19 protein-coding genes are annotated in these 19,008 nt (G+C 71.9%); 12 read left to right on the top strand and 7 right to left on the bottom strand.

Translation table 11 applies throughout. The features are described 5' to 3' along the window. The first annotated feature begins 50 nt into the window (after positions 1-50). Positions 51-1,226, top strand: coding sequence for an ANTAR domain-containing protein (locus tag IO33_RS50285; RefSeq protein ID WP_031161187.1), 1,176 nt, complete (start codon positions 51-53; stop codon positions 1,224-1,226). 19 nt (positions 1,227-1,245) lie between these two features. Here the strand turns inward: IO33_RS50285 and IO33_RS0106420 are convergent, their stop codons facing one another. Together IO33_RS0106420 and IO33_RS0106425 are read right to left on the bottom strand one after the other, a co-directional pair. Continuing rightward, complete coding sequence (locus tag IO33_RS0106420; protein WP_031161189.1) at positions 1,246-1,869, bottom strand: DedA family protein; 624 nt, start codon at positions 1,867-1,869, stop codon at positions 1,246-1,248. A 99-nt stretch (positions 1,870-1,968) separates the two neighbouring features. Then, positions 1,969-2,151 carry a hypothetical protein gene (locus IO33_RS0106425; protein ID WP_031161191.1) on the bottom strand — a complete coding sequence of 61 codons (183 nt, stop codon included), beginning with the start codon at positions 2,149-2,151 and terminating at the stop codon, positions 1,969-1,971. A 634-nt stretch (positions 2,152-2,785) separates the two neighbouring features. On the opposite strand from IO33_RS0106425, the gene IO33_RS0106435 reads away from it, so the two are divergent. The 3 genes from IO33_RS0106435 to IO33_RS0106445 all read left to right on the top strand — a co-directional run bounded on the left by IO33_RS0106435 (position 2,786) and on the right by IO33_RS0106445 (position 6,009). Further along, entirely contained in the window at positions 2,786-3,373 is a 588-nt protein-coding gene (locus tag IO33_RS0106435; protein WP_157857809.1) for a hypothetical protein, read from the top strand. A 120-nt stretch (positions 3,374-3,493) separates the two neighbouring features. Next, complete coding sequence (locus tag IO33_RS0106440; RefSeq protein WP_051926532.1) at positions 3,494-5,023, top strand: MFS transporter; 1,530 nt, start codon at positions 3,494-3,496, stop codon at positions 5,021-5,023. A gap of 146 nt (positions 5,024-5,169) precedes the next feature. Next, positions 5,170-6,009, top strand: a complete 840-nt coding sequence (locus IO33_RS0106445; protein WP_031161197.1) for a chitosanase — start codon at positions 5,170-5,172, stop codon at positions 6,007-6,009. A 9-nt stretch (positions 6,010-6,018) separates the two neighbouring features. On the opposite strand, the gene IO33_RS0106450 is transcribed toward IO33_RS0106445, so the two are convergent. Beyond that, positions 6,019-6,639 carry a DUF4328 domain-containing protein gene (locus IO33_RS0106450; protein ID WP_031161199.1) on the bottom strand — a complete coding sequence of 207 codons (621 nt, stop codon included), beginning with the start codon at positions 6,637-6,639 and terminating at the stop codon, positions 6,019-6,021. A gap of 156 nt (positions 6,640-6,795) precedes the next feature. Between IO33_RS0106450 and pgm the strand changes: the two genes are divergently transcribed. After that, positions 6,796-8,436, top strand: a complete 1,641-nt coding sequence (pgm, locus tag IO33_RS0106455; protein ID WP_031161201.1) for a phosphoglucomutase (alpha-D-glucose-1,6-bisphosphate-dependent) — start codon at positions 6,796-6,798, stop codon at positions 8,434-8,436. 49 nt (positions 8,437-8,485) lie between these two features. On the opposite strand, the gene IO33_RS0106460 is transcribed toward pgm, so the two are convergent. Both IO33_RS0106460 and IO33_RS0106465 read right to left on the bottom strand, forming a co-directional pair. After that, entirely contained in the window at positions 8,486-9,403 is a 918-nt protein-coding gene (locus tag IO33_RS0106460; RefSeq protein ID WP_031161203.1) for an SGNH/GDSL hydrolase family protein, read from the bottom strand. Positions 9,404-9,621: 218 nt separating this feature from the next. Further along, positions 9,622-9,879, bottom strand: a complete 258-nt coding sequence (locus tag IO33_RS0106465; protein WP_031161206.1) for a DUF5133 domain-containing protein — start codon at positions 9,877-9,879, stop codon at positions 9,622-9,624. Positions 9,880-10,201: 322 nt separating this feature from the next. Here IO33_RS0106465 and IO33_RS52245 point away from each other — a divergent pair, with 322 nt between their 5' ends. The 4 genes from IO33_RS52245 (at position 10,202) to IO33_RS0106485 (ending at position 15,276) form a co-directional block, all read left to right on the top strand. Continuing rightward, the gene (locus tag IO33_RS52245; RefSeq protein ID WP_063765739.1) at positions 10,202-11,335 is read left to right on the top strand and encodes a hypothetical protein; all 1,134 of its coding nucleotides are present in this window, start codon (positions 10,202-10,204) and stop codon (positions 11,333-11,335) included. 216 nt (positions 11,336-11,551) lie between these two features. Then, positions 11,552-12,208 carry a maltokinase N-terminal cap-like domain-containing protein gene (locus IO33_RS0106475; protein ID WP_031161211.1) on the top strand — a complete coding sequence of 219 codons (657 nt, stop codon included), beginning with the start codon at positions 11,552-11,554 and terminating at the stop codon, positions 12,206-12,208. Positions 12,209-12,431: 223 nt separating this feature from the next. Beyond that, positions 12,432-14,288, top strand: coding sequence for a M1 family aminopeptidase (locus IO33_RS0106480; RefSeq protein WP_031161213.1), 1,857 nt, complete (start codon positions 12,432-12,434; stop codon positions 14,286-14,288). 139 nt (positions 14,289-14,427) lie between these two features. Continuing rightward, entirely contained in the window at positions 14,428-15,276 is an 849-nt protein-coding gene (locus IO33_RS0106485; protein WP_031161215.1) for a lysozyme, read from the top strand. Positions 15,277-15,297: 21 nt separating this feature from the next. Here the strand turns inward: IO33_RS0106485 and IO33_RS0106490 are convergent, their stop codons facing one another. Together IO33_RS0106490 and IO33_RS0106495 are read right to left on the bottom strand one after the other, a co-directional pair. Beyond that, positions 15,298-15,933: a LysE family transporter gene (locus IO33_RS0106490; RefSeq protein ID WP_031161218.1), complete on the bottom strand. Its 636-nt coding sequence runs from the start codon at positions 15,931-15,933 to the stop codon at positions 15,298-15,300. Positions 15,934-16,124: 191 nt separating this feature from the next. Further along, entirely contained in the window at positions 16,125-16,553 is a 429-nt protein-coding gene (locus IO33_RS0106495; RefSeq protein WP_031161220.1) for a DUF6234 family protein, read from the bottom strand. A 283-nt stretch (positions 16,554-16,836) separates the two neighbouring features. On the opposite strand from IO33_RS0106495, the gene IO33_RS52250 reads away from it, so the two are divergent. The 3 genes from IO33_RS52250 to IO33_RS0106510 all read left to right on the top strand — a co-directional run bounded on the left by IO33_RS52250 (position 16,837) and on the right by IO33_RS0106510 (position 18,978). Next, positions 16,837-17,127 carry a SpoIIE family protein phosphatase gene (locus IO33_RS52250; RefSeq protein WP_031161222.1) on the top strand — a complete coding sequence of 97 codons (291 nt, stop codon included), beginning with the start codon at positions 16,837-16,839 and terminating at the stop codon, positions 17,125-17,127. 51 nt (positions 17,128-17,178) lie between these two features. Beyond that, a complete protein-coding gene (locus IO33_RS0106505) occupies positions 17,179-17,709 on the top strand; it encodes a PadR family transcriptional regulator (protein ID WP_031161224.1) in 531 nt (176 codons plus the stop codon). A 93-nt stretch (positions 17,710-17,802) separates the two neighbouring features. After that, positions 17,803-18,978: a DUF2306 domain-containing protein gene (locus IO33_RS0106510; protein ID WP_245235714.1), complete on the top strand. Its 1,176-nt coding sequence runs from the start codon at positions 17,803-17,805 to the stop codon at positions 18,976-18,978. Positions 18,979-19,008 lie beyond the last annotated feature (30 nt).

Consider the following 19,008-nt stretch of genomic DNA (forward strand, 5'->3'; position numbering starts at 1 on the left):
AGCCAGTGTGCGCAGTCCGCGGGTGGTGCCCCGTGACGGGGAGGGCCACGGTGACCGTGCAGCCGGTGACCGAGCGGGCGGTGGTGCTGCGACTGTCGGGGACTCTCGATGCTCAGGGCGCCGGAGTGCTCGGACGCGAGCTGGCCCTGCGGCTGAGGCGGGCCGACGAGCGGGGCCTCCGGCTGGTCCTGGACATGTCGGGGGTGCATCGCGTGAGCAGCACGGCGGTGCACACCCTCGACACCCACACCCGGCACCGCGCCGCCGGACCCGTCCTGGTGACGGGAGCCACCGCCCAGGTCCGCCGGGTGCTCACGACGACGTGCCTGCCGGGCATCCGGCTGTACCCGAGCCTTGAGGGTGCCCTCGCCGCCGTGTGCGGCACCCGCGCGGGCCAGGCCGAGAAGCCCCCGTCCTACCCGGCCGAGACCACCCCGGGCGAGGTCTTCGGGCTGCGGGCCAAGGCCCGTACCAGCGGAATCATCGGCATGGCCCAGGGCATCCTGATCGCCCGCTACGCCCTGACCGGACCGGCCGACGCCTTCGCCCTGCTGCGCGCGGCCTCCCAGCACCACAACGTGCCCCTGCGCGTGGTGGCCTCGGCGGTGGTGACCGCGCCACCACCGTTGACGTTGACGGCCCAGCAGTGGTTCCCCGGGCGCCGGCACACTCCGCCGCCGGTCCTCGGGCTGCCGCAGGTCGACCGGGTCGACCCACGCGACCGACGGCAGGTCCTGAGGGCGGCCGTGTACGCGGCGGTGACACTGGCGGACGCCGACGCGGCCGAGATCCACCTCACCGACAGCGTGCAGGACGGGGTGCTCGTGCTGGAGGCCCACCACGGACTGGACGCCGCCTACCGCGACTGCCTGGCGCTGGTGGACGGACCGCCTGCGGTGTGCGCGCGGGTTCGGGGCGAAGGGCGGCCGGTGACCGTGCCGGACGTGGCGGCCGAGCCGGATCTGGCCGGTCATCCGGTGGGCAGCGCTGCGCTCGCGCTGGGCACCCGTGCCCTGTACGGCGTGCCGATGATCACGGAGGACGGCGACTGCAACGGGGTGGTCTCGCTGCACCGCGCGGACCCCGGCGCATGGCTGCAGCCCGGTCAGGAGGCCGGCCTGGACGGCATGGCGCGCCGCCTGGCGGCATGGCGGTCGTGGTACCGGCGCACCGTGGTGCAGGACGCGCTCGAGTTCCTGCACGCGCGGTGCGCCGAGGACGGCTGAGCGGGCGGCGCCGGTCGGGTCAGCACTCGCGCCGCCGTCGCCGGACATGCCGTACGGCGAAGGCCGCGACCAGGGCGGCGGCGGTGAACAGGACGTAGAGCTGGTAGCGCGAGACCTCGTCGTAGACGGTCGTGATGTGGTCGCCCACCAGGTAGGCCAGGGTCGTCCACAGACCGACCCAGAGGGCGGCGCCGAGCGCGTTGAAGACGAGGAAGCGGCGCCAGTGCATGCGCGTGGTGCCGGCGATGATGCCGTTGGCCTGGCGCAGGCCCTCGATGAACCGGGCCACGGTCACGATCTTGCCGCCGTGCCGGCCGAAGAACTCCTCGGCGGCCTCGAACCGCTTCGGCGTCAGGAAGACGTACCGTCCCCACCGGTGGACGAAGGGCCGCCCGCCGATCCGGCCGATCAGATAGCCGATGTTGTCCCCGATGACGGCGGCGGTGAACGCGATGACCGCCACGGCGACGACGTTCAGCCGGCCCGCGCCCGCGTACACTCCTGCGGCCAGCAGGATGGTCTCGCCGGGGGCGGGGACGCCGAAGTCCTCCACGAAGACCACGGCCCCTACGGCCCAGTAGCCGTAGTGGCCGAGGAGCGGCGCCAGATGCGCCAGCGGACCCGGGAGGGGAGGGGCGGCCATGCCTCCACGGTACGTCGCCGCGATCAGCGGGCCTGCCCCGGGCTCCGGGCGCGGCCTGCTCCGGGCCGGCGGCGACCGGTGGCAGGCCGGGGGAGTGCGCTAGGGACCGGCGGGGGCGGTGCCCTCGTCGTCACCGGCGGCGGGCTGACACGTGCGGCACAGTTCGTGGTCCCCGTCGCGGGTGACGACCGTTCCCCACCCGAGGCACTGCTCGCAGTCGCGGGCGACGGTCAGGTCGGGGTGGGGAGGCAGAAGGGGGCTGCGGTGTACTCCGTATGCCATGCGGTGAGCGGCTCCTCGAAAGTCGCGGACGGACGCAAGGGGAAGGGGGCAAGGGAGGCGACGGGGAACTGGACTGGTGACAACGCTGTCCGAGCTGCCTCCATTATGTCCTACTTTTCTATTATGTCCAGGGTCCCTGTCACTCGGTGCCGGACTTCTCCGGCACCGAGTGCCCCACCCGCTGCCCGACGCCACGAGGGTGGTGAGCCGTCGCGCAGGCGGGCGGCCCGTGCGCCGTCGGTGGAGAGCCGGTTGCGCCAGGAGCGGCCCTCGGTGGCGTGGTGGTCGACGGCGGCGGGCTCGTGCGGACGGGTCGCACTGCGCTGCGGACTTGGCCGCGGCCTCAGGGCCGACGGCGATGGTGGCGGCCCGGGTGCGGCGTCGGCCGCCGCGCGGAAGGCTGCCGACCGGTCGCCGATCAGTCGCAGCAGATCGGGGAAGTCCAGAGTGTTGTGCACTGCGGATGTCCATCACCATGATCAGGTGACGGGACAGCGATTTTCACGGCGACGCGGCGGGTGCCCGGCACGGGCCGCGCGGCCTCGGAGCGGGGCGGGCTAGAGTCTTCGCCGATCACCGGTACGCCGGTACGGACGAGGGGCGGGCGACAGTGGCGACGACGGAGCCCGGCGACGTGAGTGACCCGCCGGTGCCCACCCGGAGCCGCATGGTCATCGGATGGCTCCTGGTCGTGCTGCTGGCCGCCCTGACCACCTCGCTGCTGGGCGCCCTCGACGCCGGACTGGGCGGGGTCCTCGGTGCCCTCACCCTCCTCCTGAGCTACCACCTGATCGTCCGGCGCCTGATCCTGCACCGGAACGCGGTGCCCAGGCGGGTCAAGGTCTGCTACGCGCTGGCGTCGATCGCGCTCACCGTGAGCGCCGTCTACGCGTCCCCCGCCGGACTGGTCGTCTTCGGCAAGCAAGGCGTCGGCTCCATCGACTACCAGGACCGTCAGCAGGGCAGCCACGGGACGTACGTGCAGTGCTACGTCCAGGACCCCGACGGCAATGTCGATCAGCTGCCGTCCGGCGGCGCCTGCCCGCACCCGGAGGGGACGCCCGTCACCATGGTCTACAGCGCCGACGGGATCGGGGGGCCGCTGCTGGGCACCAAGTCCTCCTACACCGAGGCAGTCGCCCTCTGTGCGGCGGGCGAGCTGACCGGCTACTCCCTGATGTTCGCCGCCGCCGTCCTCACGGTCCGCCGGTTCGCGGCCTGACGGTGCGCGATGGGCAGCCGCTGCCACGGCGAAGGCGGGATCGAGTGGTTCCGTTTCCGGATCGGCCATGGGGGCAGGCGATGACCGGTGGAGCGAGAGAAGGAGGCGCTCGTGAGCGGTGTGACGTCGGACGAGCAGCGCCCAGGCCCCGACCGGCCGACGGCCTCCCAGGCCGCGGCACGGCTGCCCCGCCAGGTCCGCGAGGACCTCACCCGCAGGCTGCGCCAGGGCCGGAGCGCCTTCGGTGAGGACGACGTCCAGGTCGTCGAGCGCCCACTGCTCCGGCGCGCCGTCGGCGCCTCCGCTCTCGGCAACTGCATGGAGTGGTTCGACTTCGGGGTCTACAGCTACCTCGCCGCCACCATCGGCAAGGTGTTCTTCCCGGGCGCGTCCCCGGCCGCCCAGGTCATCTCCTCCTTCGCGACCTTCGCCGCGGCCTTCGTCGTCAGGCCGATCGGCGGTCTGGTCTTCGGACCGCTCGGCGACCGGATCGGCCGGCAGAAGGTGCTCGCCACCACCATGATCATGATGGCGGCCGGCACCTTCGCCATCGGTGTCATCCCCGGGTACGGCACGATCGGCATCGCCGCACCCCTGCTGCTCCTGCTGGCCCGTATGGTCCAGGGCTTCTCCACCGGCGGTGAGTACGGCGGTGCGACCACCTTCGTCGCCGAGTACTCGCCGGACCGCCGGCGCGGGTTCCTCTCCAGCTGGCTCGACTTCGGCACCTTCGTCGGCTACGCCCTCGGCTCCGCCCTGGTCACCGTGCTCAACCTCTCCCTGACGGATGCTCAGATGCTGTCGTGGGGCTGGCGCGTCCCGTTCCTGATCGCCGGACCGCTCGGCGTGATCGGTCTCTACATGCGGCTCCGGCTGGAGGAGTCCCCGGCCTTCCAGCAGCAGCTGGACGAACACGAGAAGAGCCTCGCACAGGAGTCCGCGGGCAGCGAGTTCAAGGACATCGTCCGCAACCACTGGCGGCCGCTGCTGCTCTGCATGGGCCTGGTCCTGCTGTACAACGTCACCAACTACATGGTCACCGGCTATCTGCCGACCTATCAGACCGAGACCCTGAACCGCTCCAGCAGCTCCGCGGACGTCCTGGTGCTGGTGGGCATGCTGTGGATCGTCGTACTGATCACCTTCCTCGGGCGGCTCAGCGACCGCGTCGGCCGGCGGCCCGTCTACGCCGTCGCCGCCGCCGCGATGATCGTGCTGGCCGTGCCCGCCTTCCTGCTGATCAAGGCGCACGGCACCTGGCCGCCGATCCTCGGCGTCCTGATCCTCTCCACGCTGCTCGCGTGCTTCGCCGCGCCGAGCGCGGCGACGCTGCCCGCCCTGTTCCCGACCGCCGTCCGTTACGCGGCGATGGGTATCGGCTTCAACTTCGCCGTCGCCGCGTTCGGCGGCACCACGCCCCTGGTCACGGCCGCGCTGGTCACCGCCACCGGGGACGACCTGATGCCCGCGTACTACCTGATGCTGGCGGGCGCCATCGGCCTGCTCACCGTCAAGTTCCTTCCCGAGAGCGCCCAGGTGCCGCTCAAGGGCTCGCAGCCGATGGTCGGTTCGCGTGCGGAGCGGCGCGAACTGATCCTCGCCTCCGAGGAACTCTACGCGTGCGCGCGGGAGCCGCAGCGGCGCGGCTGAGCCGGCCGGAACCTCGCACAGGGCTGTTCGATCCTACGAACTTCACGCGCAGCGGGTTACCGCGTCCCGCCAGATTTGATAGGAAACTTTCCTACCAGTAAGCGGTACGGACCAACTCGCCACCCCCCACCCTTGTTTGGAGCCCTGTGGTGCACGCAGACCGCGAAACCCCTGCCCCCGCCCGCGTCTCCCGCCGGACCGTCGTCGCCGTGCTCGGCGCGGTCGCCTCCGGTGCCCTGACAGGCACCCAGCGCGCCCTCGCCGCGCCCGCGGCCGCGCCGGGCCTCGACGACCCGGCGAAGAAGGAGATCGCCATGGAACTGGTGTCGAGCGCGGAGAACTCCTCGCTCGACTGGAAGGCCCAGTACAAGTACATCGAGGACATCGGCGACGGCCGCGGCTACACCGCGGGCATCATCGGCTTCTGTTCCGGCACCGGTGACATGCTCGACCTGGTCCAGCTCTACGCCGACCGCAAGCCCGGCAACGTCCTCGCCAAGTACCTGCCCGCACTGCGCGACGTCAACGGCTCCGACTCGCACGCCGGCCTCGACCCGAACTTCCCCAGGGACTGGCGCAAGGCCGCCCAGGACACCGCCTTCCAGCAGTGTCAGAACGACGAGCGCGACCGCGTCTACTTCAACCCCGCGGTCGCCCAGGGCAAGGCGGACGGCCTGCGCGCCCTGGGCCAGTTCTGCTACTACGACGCCCTCGTCATGCACGGTGACGGGGACGACCCGACCAGCTTCCGCAACATCCGCAAGCGCGCCCTGCGCAGCGCCAAGCCGCCGGCGCAGGGCGGCAACGAGACGACGTACCTCAACGCCTTCCTCGACGCCCGGGTGTGGGCCATGAAGCAGGAGGAGGCACACAGCGACACCACCCGCGTCGACACCGAGCAGCGGGTGTTCCTGCGCAAGGGCAACCTCGACCTGAACACCCCGCTCGACTGGAAGGTCTACGGCGACAGCTACCACATCGGCTGACCGCGGCCGCTACGGAGCGTGCGGCAGGCCGGCGGGCGCGGACAACGGCACCGCCGACCGCGGCCCGTCGGCCTGCCGCCTCGTGATGCCCTCGATCAGCGTGACCGCCGGCCCTGCGGCCAGCAGGTCGAGGGCCTGCGCGGCCACGAGCAGCGGCATCGAGGTGCCGTCACCGACCCGCGTGCTCACCAGGCTCAGCACCGCGTGCCCGACCCAGGCCGCCGACCACGCGTTCACCAGGACGTCCGCGCGGTCCGGGCCCGTGCCGGCGGAGCGGCTCGCGCGTCCCACGTCCAGCAGCAGCCCGCGCGGAGCCCAGAAGTCGACGCCCGGTATCAGCCACGCGAGTACGGCCCACGCGGCCGAGCCGCGCACCCGGCCGGGCGAGAGGAATTCGGCGTCGGCCCGGCACCGGGCGAACCACACGGGGAACAGCACGATCGCCGCCGTCATCACATACGCGTAGATCATCGACACCCGGCCCGACTCGGAGGCCGACGCGGTCGACGGACGCAGCAGGTGAGCGCGGACCTTCAGCGCCCGGATCAACTCGGCACCGGCCGCCGCTGCCACGGCGAACCGGGCGGAACGAGCGAAGAGCCAAGGAGCACGGGCGGCGGAACCGGTCACGGTCGAAGACCTGTCCGGGAGGGCGTCCGCCCGGCCGGCAGCGCGCGCGAGGAGCGGAGCACCGGATCACAGGGCGGGGCGCTCTCGCATGTCAGGCCCCTGACGAGGAAAGATGGGCGGTGAGCGATCGACCAGACGATGCGGAGGAGCGGACTCATGCCGCACGAGCGAGCCGGCCGGCCAGCCGGTCCCGAGGACCTTGTCGACGTGGCCCGGCTGGTCACGGCGTACTACGCACTGCACCCGGACCCGGCCGACCCGGCACAGCGGGTGGCGTTCGGGACCTCCGGACACCGGGGCTCGTCCCTCGCGAGCGCCTTCAACGAGGACCACATCGCCGCCACCAGCCAGGCCATCTGCGAGTACCGCGCGACCCAGGGCACCGACGGCCCCCTCTTCCTCGGCGCCGACACCCACGCCCTGTCCGAGCCGGCGAAGGTCACCGCGCTGGAGGTGTTCGCCGCCAACGGCGTGACCGTCCTCATCGACAGCGCAGACGGCTACACGCCCACCCCCGCCGTCTCCCACGCGATCCTCACCCACAACCGGGACCGCAGCACCGGCCTCGCGGACGGCGTGGTGGTCACTCCCTCGCACAACCCGCCCGCCGACGGCGGCTTCAAGTACAACCCGCCGAGCGGCGGCCCCGCGGCCTCCGACGCCACCTCCTGGATCCAGGACCGGGCCAACGAGATCATCACGGGCGGTCTGAAGGACGTCCGCCGGGTTCCGTACGCCCGGGCGCTGGCCGCGGACACCACCGGACGGTACGACTTCCTCGGCGCCTACGTCGCCGATCTGCCCGGCGTGCTGGACCTGGACGCCATCCGCTCGGCGGGCGTGCGCATCGGCGCCGACCCGCTCGGCGGCGCCTCCGTCGCCTACTGGGGCCGCATCGCCGAACAGCACCGCATCGACCTCACCGTCGTCAACCCGCACACCGATCCCACCTGGCGCTTCATGACGCTGGACTGGGACGGTCAGATCCGCATGGACTGCTCCTCGCCGTACGCGATGGCCTCGCTCATCGAGCAGCGCGACCGGTTCCGCATCGCCACCGGCAACGACGCCGACGCCGACCGGCACGGCATCGTCACCCCGGACGCGGGCCTGATGAACCCCAACCACTATCTGGCGGTGGCCATCTCCTACCTCTACCGGCACCGCGAGCAGTGGCCCGCCGGGACGGGGATCGGCAAGACGCTGGTGTCCTCCACCATGATCGACCGGGTGGCCGCCGACCTCGGCCGGCAACTGGTCGAGGTCCCGGTCGGCTTCAAGTGGTTCGTGGACGGACTGGCCGGCGGCACCCTCGGGTTCGGCGGCGAGGAGTCGGCCGGCGCGTCCTTCCTGCGCCGCGACGGCTCGGTGTGGACCACCGACAAGGACGGCATCATCCTCGCTCTCCTCGCCTCGGAGATCACGGCCGTCACGGACCGCACCCCGTCGGAGCACTACGCCGGCCTGGCCGCCCGCTTCGGCGCGCCCGCCTACGCCCGCGTCGACGCGCCCGCGACCCGTGAACAGAAGGCCCTGCTCGGCAAGCTGTCACCGGCTCAGGTGACCGCCGACACGCTTGCCGGAGAGGCGGTCACGGCCGTGCTCACCGAGGCGCCCGGCAACGGCGCCGCGATCGGCGGCATCAAGGTGACCACCGACCACGCCTGGTTCGCGGCCCGCCCTTCGGGCACCGAGGACGTGTACAAGGTGTACGCCGAGTCCTTCCTCGGCCCCGGCCACCTCGCCCGCGTGCAGGAAGAGGCCCAGGCCGTGGTGCTGGCCGCGCTCGGCGGCTGAGCCCCCGGTACGGCGGCCTCCGGCACGGACTCCGGCGGCCGCCGACGGCTCAGCCGCGCCCGTGCCGCCGGTCCAGCCGGTCCAGGACCGCCTGCGCCATGGCCTGCTCACCCCGGGCGTTGGGGTGCGCCGGGGCCGCGGGCGAGGCCGGCTGCAGCGGTTCGATCCAGCGGTCCGCGGGTGCCTTGCACATGTCGTGGCCGACCGTGGGGCCGTAGGTGTCGACGTACTCGGCGCGGTTGACGCCGGCCACGACGCGCAGCATCAGGTTGAGCCGCTTCTCGGTGTCGCGCAGGTAGGCGAAGTCCTTCTGCGCGAAGGGCACCTGCGGGAAGCAGCCGCTCCCGTCGTCGGGCAGCAGGTCCGGATAGCCGACGACCACCACACGCGCGTGCGGCGCCCGGGCGTGTACGGCCCGCAGCACCCGGTCGACCTTCGGGGCGGTCCGCAGGACGGCGAGGGCCAACTCGTCGTACCCGGTCGTCCGGTAGGAGCGTTCGCACGGGTTGCCCGTCGGATCCTGGGCGGCCAGGTGGGCGCAGGTGGAGATGATCGAGCCGAAGCCGACGTCGTTGCCGCCGATCTGAACGGTCACCAGACCGGTGTCCCGCCCCAGCGCGTCGAGTTGCGGCTCGTTGGCGCCCTGCGCCTGCCACATCTCGGCCGTCGTCGCTCCGGCGCAGCTGACGTCCGTGAACTCGGTCGGCCGGCGCTGTGCCGCCACCAGCGAGGGGTAGTTGTGGTCGGAGCGGGCACAGCCGGCGTCCACCTGGCGCGGGATGCCGGGGCCCGAGGTGTAGGAGTCGCCGAGGGCCACGTAACCGAGGGCGCGGCCGTGTCCGGCGGGTTGCGCGGCGGCCGGTGTGGTGGAGGCGGCGACAAGGGCGCATCCGCCCAGCGCCGCCCCCAGCACGGCGGCCCGCCGCCGGCCTCTCGCACCGTCCGCCGCGCGCGTGTCGTTCGCCATGGTTCCCCCTGAGGCCGGTACCGCGCGTGGCGGCGGCACCGGCGAGTGCTCCGTCACGCGTTCGACCGGCCCTGTATACCGCCCGGTAGGTCTCGCCGACCAGAAGCGGGAGGCATCGAGTTCAGGGGACGTGCTCAACGGTGCCGAACCTGGGCGCCTTCAGCGGGGCGCGCCCGGCCGGCAGGGGGACCGTGCGGCGGCCCGTCTCTTGTCTCTCGTCAGACACCGGACGGCTCCGGCGTCGACGCGGACACCTGGAGCAGCGAGTCGTCGTCCGGCCGGGCCCCGGACAGACGGTGCCGGGCGGCGATCAGCGCCATGTCGACGTCCCTGGTCCCGGTGGCCACGCACAGTGTGTACGAGATGTCCGCGAGCCGCTGCCGGGCCTGCGGGGTGCTTTTCCCGGCCCCGAGCAGGGTGAGGGTCTCGTACTGCGCGATGAGGTCCTTCAGCACCGCCGGGTGTGCCATCAGCATGCGTTCCGCCTCCCAGGTGGGTCGCCGGTGTACGAAGTCGCAGCGCGAATACTCGCACCGGCGCGCGGCATGCCGCCTCCGGCGGATCGCTGGTCCCGCGGTGCCCGGACGAGGCGCCGGCCCTGATCTCGAACCGGCACCGGTGCGCAGCGAATTTTCGCCGACCACCGGGCCAAGTGGTGTTCTGTGCTCGCCCATCCGGTGGCTTATGGCCGCCGCAGCGTTATTCATGTCTCGGATTTCCTGATCATTCCACTATCGAGCCCTTGGGACTGACCAGCCGTCATGAAGCTCTGACCCAAGTCGAGGAGAGTGGAAGAGAATGACGACATCGCCGCGACGGCGATACGTTCTGGCGTCGGCCGCCACCGTCGCCGCGCTCGCCGCAGCCACGCTGGCGAACGCGGGAGGCGCCTACGCGCAGGACCACACCACCCCGAACCCGCCGTATCCGAAGAACGCCGGTTATCCGCATCATCGGGAGAAGCCCGCGTACCCGGTGAAGCCCGTGTACCCGCACCACCCCGAGAAGCCCGCGGCGCCGGTGAAGCCTATGTATCCGGCTCATCCGGAAAAGCCCGTGTATCCGGTGAAGCCGGTCAAGCCGGTGTATCCGGAGCATCCGGTGAAGCCTGTTTACCCGGAGCGGCCGGTGAAGCCGGTGTATCCGGAGCGGCCGGTGAAGCCCGTGTATCCGGAGCGGCCGGTGAAGCCTGTTTACCCGGAGCGGCCGGTGAAGCCGGTGTATCCGGAGCGGCCGGCGAAGCCCGTGTATCCGGAGCGGCCGGTGAAGCCGGTGTATCCGGAGCGGCCGGTGAAGCCCGTATATCCGGAGCGGCCGGTGAAGCCGGTGTATCCGGAGCGGCCGGTGAAGCCCGTGTATCCGGAGAAGCCGGTCAAGCCGGTGTATCCGGAGAAGCCCGCTTACCCGCGCAGTCCTGAAAAGCCCGTGTATCCGGTCAAGCCGGTCTACCCGGAGCGGCCCGTGAAGCCGGTGTATCCGGAGCGGCCGGTCAAGCCCGCTTACCCGCAGCGGCCGGTGAAGCCTGTTTACCCGGAGAAGCCGGTGGTTCCGGTTAAGCCCGTCTACCCGGAGCGGCCGGTGAAGCCGGTGTATCCGGAGCGGCCGGTGAAGCCTGTTTACCCGGAGAAGCCGGTGGTGCCGGTCAAGCCCGTGTACCCGGAGCGGCCGGTGAAGCCCGTCTACCCGGAGCGGCCGGTCAAGCCCGTCTACCCGGAGCGGCCCGCGAAGCCCGTGTACCCGGAGCACCCGGTCAAGCCGGTGTATCCGGAGAAGCCGGTGGTTCCGGTGAAGCCCGTGTACCCGGAGCGGCCCGTCAAGCCCACCTACCCGCAGCACCCGGTGAAGCCGGAGTATCCGCAGCACCCGGTGAAGCCTGACTACCCCAAGCACGCGAAGTCGAGCGGTGGGCATCAGGAGGCGCCCGAGGAGTGAACACCGGTGACAACGGCCTGTCGAGGGCCGCTGCCGCACCCGCAACAGAGCGCTGGGCCGCCCCGCACGGGCGGCCCAGCCGCGCGTTCGGCCGCAACTGCTCGTGTCCTGGCCCGTGTTGAACCGCACACACGGCCAGGGCGGCCGGATGACCTGCGAGAACGGTGTGCGAAGCTGCGCGGGTCAGCTTTCCTACGACGGAAGGGAGCGGCCGGCATGGCCGTCATCCACCACACCACCCTCAAGCCCACGAAGCTGGAGCTGCTCACCGACTGGCTGCCCACCCGTCCTTGGTACCGCGGCACGGCGCAAGCCCCGGCGCTGACCAAGTCCGGCGGCTTCCGGCTGGAGGACCCCGCGGGTGAGGTCGGCATCGAGTTCATGGTGGCCACGGACACCTCCGCCCCCGAACCGACCGTCTATCTGACGCCGTTGACCTATCGCGGCGCACCGCTGGACGGCGCGCAGCACGCGCTGGTGGGCACCATGGAGCACGGCGTGCTGGGCAAGCGCTGGGTGTACGACGGCTGCCATGACCCGGTCCTGGTCACCGGGTTGCTGTCGCTGATCGAGGGCAGGGCGCAGGCGCACGCCCAGAGCATCGACGGTGCCCTCGACCCCGAGGTGGTCCGTTCCTACACCGGCGCCCCCCTCACCATGGACGGCTTCACACCCGACCCGGCCGACGACCAGGCGGGCACCCGTCTGCGCGCGCCGCACGGCACGGTCCTTCATGTGCATCGCGTCCTGACCCCGGCCCCCGAAAACCCGCCGCTGTGCCCCGAGGGAGCCATCGGCCATGTGGCGCGCGCCTGGCAGGACCCGCAGGGCGCCGGGCTGACGGCGGTCTTCGCGACGCTGCGCACCGCCTGACCCGCACCGCCACCCGGCTCACCGGCCAAGCATGTCGCGCTTCTGGCATGGTCCGGTCAAATCTGTCACTCTTTCGGCATCCCGTGCCCTGTCCGGTGAGGGCGCGGCGCACCACTCGGTGCAGCGATCGCGCAAGCCCCGTCCGCGGCCGCCCCGGCGTACCCCAGCCGGCCGGCGGCCATCGAGCAGGCCGGGAATCCCGGCCGCCGCAAAGGAGTAGCGTGTGAGATCGACCCCCCACAAGGCCCTCGGCGCCGGTGCCCTCACCGTCGCCGCGGTTGCCGCCCTCGTGCTCCCCGGCACGCCCGCCGCAGCCGGTCCGGCCGCGGCTCCTGCCGCCTGCACCCCGGCGCAGGTCGTCGGCAACGGCGGCTTCGAGAGCGGGACATCGCCCTGGTCGACGTCCTCCTCCACCGTCATCACCAGCCGCTCGGGTGAGGCCGCCCACGGCGGCAGCTCCTTCGCCTGGCTGGACGGCGTCGGCAGCACCCATACGGACACCGTCAGCCAGAGCGTCACGATCCCGGCCGGGTGCGACGCGGCCACCCTCACCTTCTGGCTGCACATCGACACCGCCGAGACCACCTCGTCCATCGCATACGACAAGCTCACCGCCAAGATCGGCGGCACGACGCTGGCCACCTACTCGAACCTCGACAAGAACACCGGCTATGTGCGCAAGTCCGTCGACGTGTCGGCGTACGCGGGACAGACCGTCAGCCTCTCCTTCACGGGGACCGAGGACTCCAGCCTCCAGACGAGCTTCGTGCTCGACGACGTGGCGCTCGACACCTCCGGCGGCACCACGCCACCGCCGTCCGACTCCACGCGCACCCCGGCCGCGCCCGCGTACACCGTCAGCCTCAGCAGCGACACGAGCGGCACCGTCTGGACCGGGCACGAGAGCGCGACCTTCACCAACGCCTCGGCCACCGCGCTGAACGAGGTCTATCTGAGGCTGTGGGACAACTACCACGGCACCTGCGACGCCATGCCGATCCGCGTCAGCAACGTCACCGGTGGCACCGCGGGCGCGCCCTCCGTCGGCTGCACCGCCCTCAAGATCGACCTCCCGGCGCCGCTCGGCCAGGGCCAGAGCGCCACCATCGGCTTCGACCTCGGCATCACCGTGCCCAGCGGCGCCGACCGCTTCGGCCACGACGGCGCCTTCAGCTTCATCGGCAACGCCCTGCCCGTCCTCGCGGTCCGCGACAGCAGCGGCTGGCACCTGGACCCGTACACGGACAACGGCGAGTCGTTCTACTCGCTGGCTGCCGACTTCAAGGTGACCCTCGACCACCCCAGCAGCCTGCTGGTCCCGGCCACCGGCACCTCCACCGACACCCCCGGCTCCAGCGGCCGTACCGTCACGACGGCGACCGCGTCCAAGGTGCGTGACTTCGCCTGGGCCGCCGGGCCCTTCACCAAGATCTCCGGAACCTCGCCGGCCGGTGTCGCGGTGAACGTCTACTCCGTCTCGGGCATCAGTTCCTCCAGCGCCCAGTCCATGCTGAGCACGGCCAAGTCCGCCGTCGACGCCCACGCGGCCCGCTTCGGCGCCTACCCCTACGGCGAGCTGGACGCCGTCATCGACAACAACTACTGGTTCGGCGGAATGGAGTACCCCGGTTTCGTTCTGGACCTGGTCAGCACCACCGCACTCACCCACGAGATAGGCCACCAGTGGTGGTACGGCATCGTCGGCGACGACGAGTACAACAGCCCCTGGCTGGACGAGGCCTTCGCCGACTACTCCACCGACCTCGCCCTCGGCAAGACCGGCAGCAACTGCTGGAGCAGCGTCTCCTGGGCCTCCAGCGCCGAGAAGATCACCAACTCCATGGCCTACTGGGACGCACACTCCTCCCGCTACTCCACCGTCGTCTACGGCTACGGCAAGTGCGCCCTGCACGACCTGCGCCGAGTCCTCGGTGACACCGCCATGACCAAACTGATGAAGGACTACGCGACCGCCCACTGGTACGGCGTGTCGACCACGGCGGAGTTCAAGGCCGCCGCCCAGGCCGCCACGAGTACCGACCTCACCTCCTTCTGGACCCAGCACCGCATCGACGGCTGATCCGGCGCGGGCCGGTCGCCGGAGCTGCCCAGGGCGACTCCCACGACCGGCCCGAACGCCACCCGAACGGCCCGGACGCGGCGCGCAACAGCTCCGTTGGGCGCAATCCGAAGTGCGCCGCGACCCGATCACGGGTCAGATGGTGTTCGTGCGAAGCGCCATGTCCTTCCCTCGCGGCCGCTCACGCCTTGCCGTCACGGGCGTCCTGACCGGCCTCCTGTTCACCGTGCCCGGCCCCGCGGCCCGTTCCGCGCCGGCCCCGGTCGTCCCCCCACGCGGCAGCGCGTACATGGGCATGGGCGTCCTCGCCCATGACGGACGCGCCAGTGGCCCCGACGCCACACCCGCTCCCGCCCGTGCGAACCAGATCGAAGGCGTCGACGTCTCCAGCTATCAGGGGAACGTCAACTGGACGACGCTGTGGAGCGGCGGCGCCAAGTGGGCCTACACGAAGGCCACCGAGGGGACGTCCTACACCAACCCCTCTTTCAGCAGCCAGTACAACGGCGCCTACAAGGTGGGCATGATCCGGGGTGCGTACCACTTCGCCACCCCGGACACGGCCGGCGGCGCCGCTCAGGCCGACTACTTCCTTGCGCACGGCGGCGGCTGGTCCAAGGACGGCAAGACCCTGCCCGGCGTGCTCGACATCGAGTGGAATCCGTACGGCGGCTCCTGCTACGGCAAGTCCAAGAGCAGCATGGTCAGCTGGATCCGGGACTTCGTGAACCGTTACAAGTCCCGCACCGGCCGGGACGCGGTCATCTACACGGCGACCAGCTGGTGGACCGAGTGCACCGGCAACTACTCGGGCTTCGGCAAGACCAACCCGTTGTGGATCGCCCGCTACGCCTCGACCGCCGGGACACTGCCGGCGGGCTGGCCGTATCACACGATGTGGCAGTACACCTCGTCCGGCAAGACCGTCGGGGACCGGGACCGCTTCAACGGCGCCCTGGACCGGTTGCAGGCCCTCGCGAACGGCTGAGGCCCGTTCCCCGGGCGGTTGCTAGTAGGCGTGGGCGACGAGCATGCGCACGGCGAGCACGGTCATCAGGGCGCTGGACGCCAGGGCCGTGAGGAGCCGCCCGCGGCTGCCGGTCAGAAGCCGGCCGAGCAGGGCTCCGCCGCCGGCCAGGAGCAGCTGCCAACTGGCGGATGCGGCGAAGGCGGCCAGGACGAACACGGCCCGTTCGAGGTGACCGGGTCGCGCCGAGGCCTGGCTGCCGACGACGAGAGCCGCGAAGTAGACCACGGTGACGGGGTTCATCATCGTGACACCCCACAGCCCGACGAAGGCCCGCGCGGGTCGGGGCGGAGCCTCGTCTGCACGGGCGGCCGAGTGCGGCTCGTGGTGGTGGGCGAGCGCCTGCGCCGCGCCGCGCACGGCCAGGACGACGAGCACCGAGCCGGCGATCCAGCGCAGGGGGTGGGTGATCGGCTCAAGGGCGTGCGCCAGCGCGGAGCCCCCGAGCACCGCGATCAGCGCGTAGAGGCCGTCCGCGGTCGCGACCCCCAGCGCGGCGCACGCACCGATCCTCCACGAGGTCCGGGCGGTCAACGCCACTAGATACGTCCCGACGGCCCCCACGGGTACGGCGATGCCGTACCCCGCGAGCAGCCCCGCGACCAGCGCCGCGGTCATGCGTGAGCGGGTGTCGGCCTCAGCGATCGACCGCCGCGCTGCTGTCGGCCGCGCACCGATCGGTCGGCGGCGGTCGGCGGCAGGAGGGCGGTCAGCGAGGTCATGGGCTGATCGTGGCGGCAGCGCCCCGCCCGGACAACTCCTTTTCGGCGGACCGTCCGCACGCCACAGCCGGAACGCGGGCTTCTGCTTCAGCCGCAGCGCGGCGTGGCCGGTCCGGTCGGGCAGGAGCGTGCGCCGTCGTCGGCCGCACTGTCGTCGTGGGCCTGGGCGAGGACGCCGGCGCAGATCACGACGGTGATCAGGACGGCCATGACGAGCTGGCCGACGACGGTCACGACCGCCCGGGCCCGGGCGGCGACCAGGGCCGCCACGAGGGTGAAGGCGGCCACTCCCGCTGCGGCGGTCAGGTAGCCCCACAACGGGTCCGCCTCGATGATCTCGACCGGATCCAGGGTCACCCCGGACAGGAACCAGAGCCCGAAGTCGACCACCAGCGCCGTCAGCTCCAGGAGCACCAGGCCGCACCCGGCTCCGATGTCGGCACCGGTGTCGGCGCGGTCGCGCCGCCGGGGACCTCGGGTGGCGTCGAACGCGGGTGGGGCGACAGGCAGGTTCATGGCCTTCACGGTGCCCGCCCGGCCGGTCGGGCGCATGAGTACGGGTACTCACGCCCCCTCCCGTCGGCCAGGCACCGGAGCGGACGTCGGTCATGTGCCTGCCTCCGGGCTCGTCGGCACAAGCGGACGATCGACCTCCACCGGACTTTGAAGCAGCTGATTCGATCAAGGGCCGGAGTGGTCGTGCCCGGCGCAACTGCGGGCACCCCGCACCCCTGCTGATCCGCGATCAGCGGCTCGTCGCCGCCGCCCCCGCCCGTGAGGCGGATCCGCCCATGGGGCCATGGGGCTGCGCAATCTGCTCACCAGACGGGAGCGCCGGGTGCACGAGGCGCGGCTCCAGCCCGGCGACCGGGTCCTGCTCTACACCGACGGGGTCACCGAGGCCCGGATGGCCGACGGGCGACTGCTCGGCCTGGAGAGGTTCGCCGACTACGTCATCCGGGCCGGCGCCACCGGCGAGCTCGCGCCGGAGACCCTCCGGCGCCTGATCCACTCGCTGCTGGACTCCGAGGACAGCCGGCTCCGCGACGACGCCACCATCCTGATGTTCGAGTGGCGACCGGACGGCTGAGCGTCGGAACCCGCCGTGGGCCGCACCGTCCGGCGCGGTACGGTCACCCCCATGGCTGACGCTCGGCTGACCACCTCTTCCTTCCTCGTCCTCGGCATCATCGACAAGCTGGGCGAAGCCAGCGCGTACGACGTGAAGGTGGAGGCGGGCCGCACCGTCGCCCCGTTCTGGTCGGTGCCGCACGCGCAGGTGTACGCGCAGTGCGACCGGCTGCTCGCCGCCGGTCTGCTGGCCCAGGTGCGGCAGGAGAGCGGGCGGGGCCGCCGGGTGCTGGCGCTGACCGACCGGGGCCGCCAGACCCTGCGCGACTGGCTCGCCGACCCGGAGTTCGTGCCGGTCGAGGCCCGCGAGCGCGGCATCCTGAAACTCTGGTTCGGTGCCCGCCCGGACCGCATCGCCCCGGTCCAGCTCGCCGAACACCGGCGCACCCTGGGCGAGTACGAGGAACTCGCGGACAGCGTCGGCGAGCTGTTGACCCCGGGACAGCGGGAGGCGCTGGAGTTCGGCATCCGGTACGAGCGGATGATGACCGAGTTCTGGGACTGGGTCCGGCACCGGGACGAACGCACCCCGGACCGTTGACCTCGCCGCCGGCCCGCTCTACCGTCGGTAACCCGCAATAGTCCAGAAGAGACTATGGGCTGCGACCGAACCGGTGAGGGACAGGGGGACGCCGTGCGTCCGTGGACGAGCAGCACCTGGCGCCGAGCCGCCGGGGTGAGCGTGACGGCCGTGTGCCTCTGGTACGCGCCCTTCGCGATGACCGAACTGTGGTCCTACGCCAGCCCCGGCGCCCCGGCGCCGGGCAAGTGGCTGCTGGCCCACACCGTCTCGCCCCGGTACGTCACCGATGCGCTGGCGACCCGGGTCGCCCCGTACCGGCACAGCCTGATCCCGATGATCGTGCACTCCGTGCTCGGCGGGCTGCTCATGCTGCTCGGACCCGCGCAGCTGCTGACCGCCGCGCGCCGGCGCGTACGACTGCACCGCGCGCTGGGCGTCGTGTTCGCCGTCACCGTCTACGCCTCGATGGCTGGCGCCGGCCTCTATCTCGCCCGCACCGCGCCGAAGGACGCCTTCAGCGGGGCGGCCTTCTGGATCGTCCTCGCCACGATCCTCGTCGGCACCGTCCTCAGCGTCACCTTCGGCATCCTCGCGGCCGTCGGCGGCTTCCCCGACCTCCACCAGCGCTGGATGCTGCTGTGCTACGGATACCTGCTGACCGCTCCCTTGCTGCGGCTGGAGTGGGGCGCCCTCCCGGCGGTGCTGCCCGGGCTGCCGATGGCGGAGGTCAACCGGGTGGCCGTCATGCACCTCGGCTCCCTCGTCGTGTTCGGCGCGCTGCTCGCCTCCCGGGCCAAGGACCCCCGGGACGGCGTGGACGGCCTCGGCCGGTCCTGGGCCCCGCTGCCCGTGACCGCGGCGGCCCATCTGGTGGGAGCGGCGGCACTGCTCTGGATCGCGCGCGCCCTCTCGGCGTACGGCACGACCGGGAACCGGCTGCTGGCCGCCTACCTGGTGCCGTTCGCCGTGGCCTACGCGGTGATGGCGCACGGCGCACGGCGTGCCGCCCGTGCGGGCCGGCTGTGGGCGCGCGAGGAGTGGCGGATCCACCTCACGGCTCTCTGCCTGGCACCCGTGCTCTCAGCCGGGGCGGTCGCCGTCTTCCAGCACACCCTGGGGCTCGGCCGGTTCACCGCGCTCACCGCCGGCGTCGCCATCGGCTGCGGGATCACCGCCTTCGGCGCCACGCTCGTGGTGAGCCTGCGGCTGATGTACGCGCGCGAGGTGCGCAAACGCTCCCTCCCGGCCCCGCTGCCCGTGCCCCGGAGGACCACGGCGGTGCCGTAACCACGCGCCCCCGCCCGGCCGCCTCAGCGG

Source organism: Streptomyces durhamensis, from assembly GCF_000725475.1.
Taxonomy (GTDB): Bacteria; Actinomycetota; Actinomycetes; order Streptomycetales; family Streptomycetaceae; genus Streptomyces; species Streptomyces filipinensis.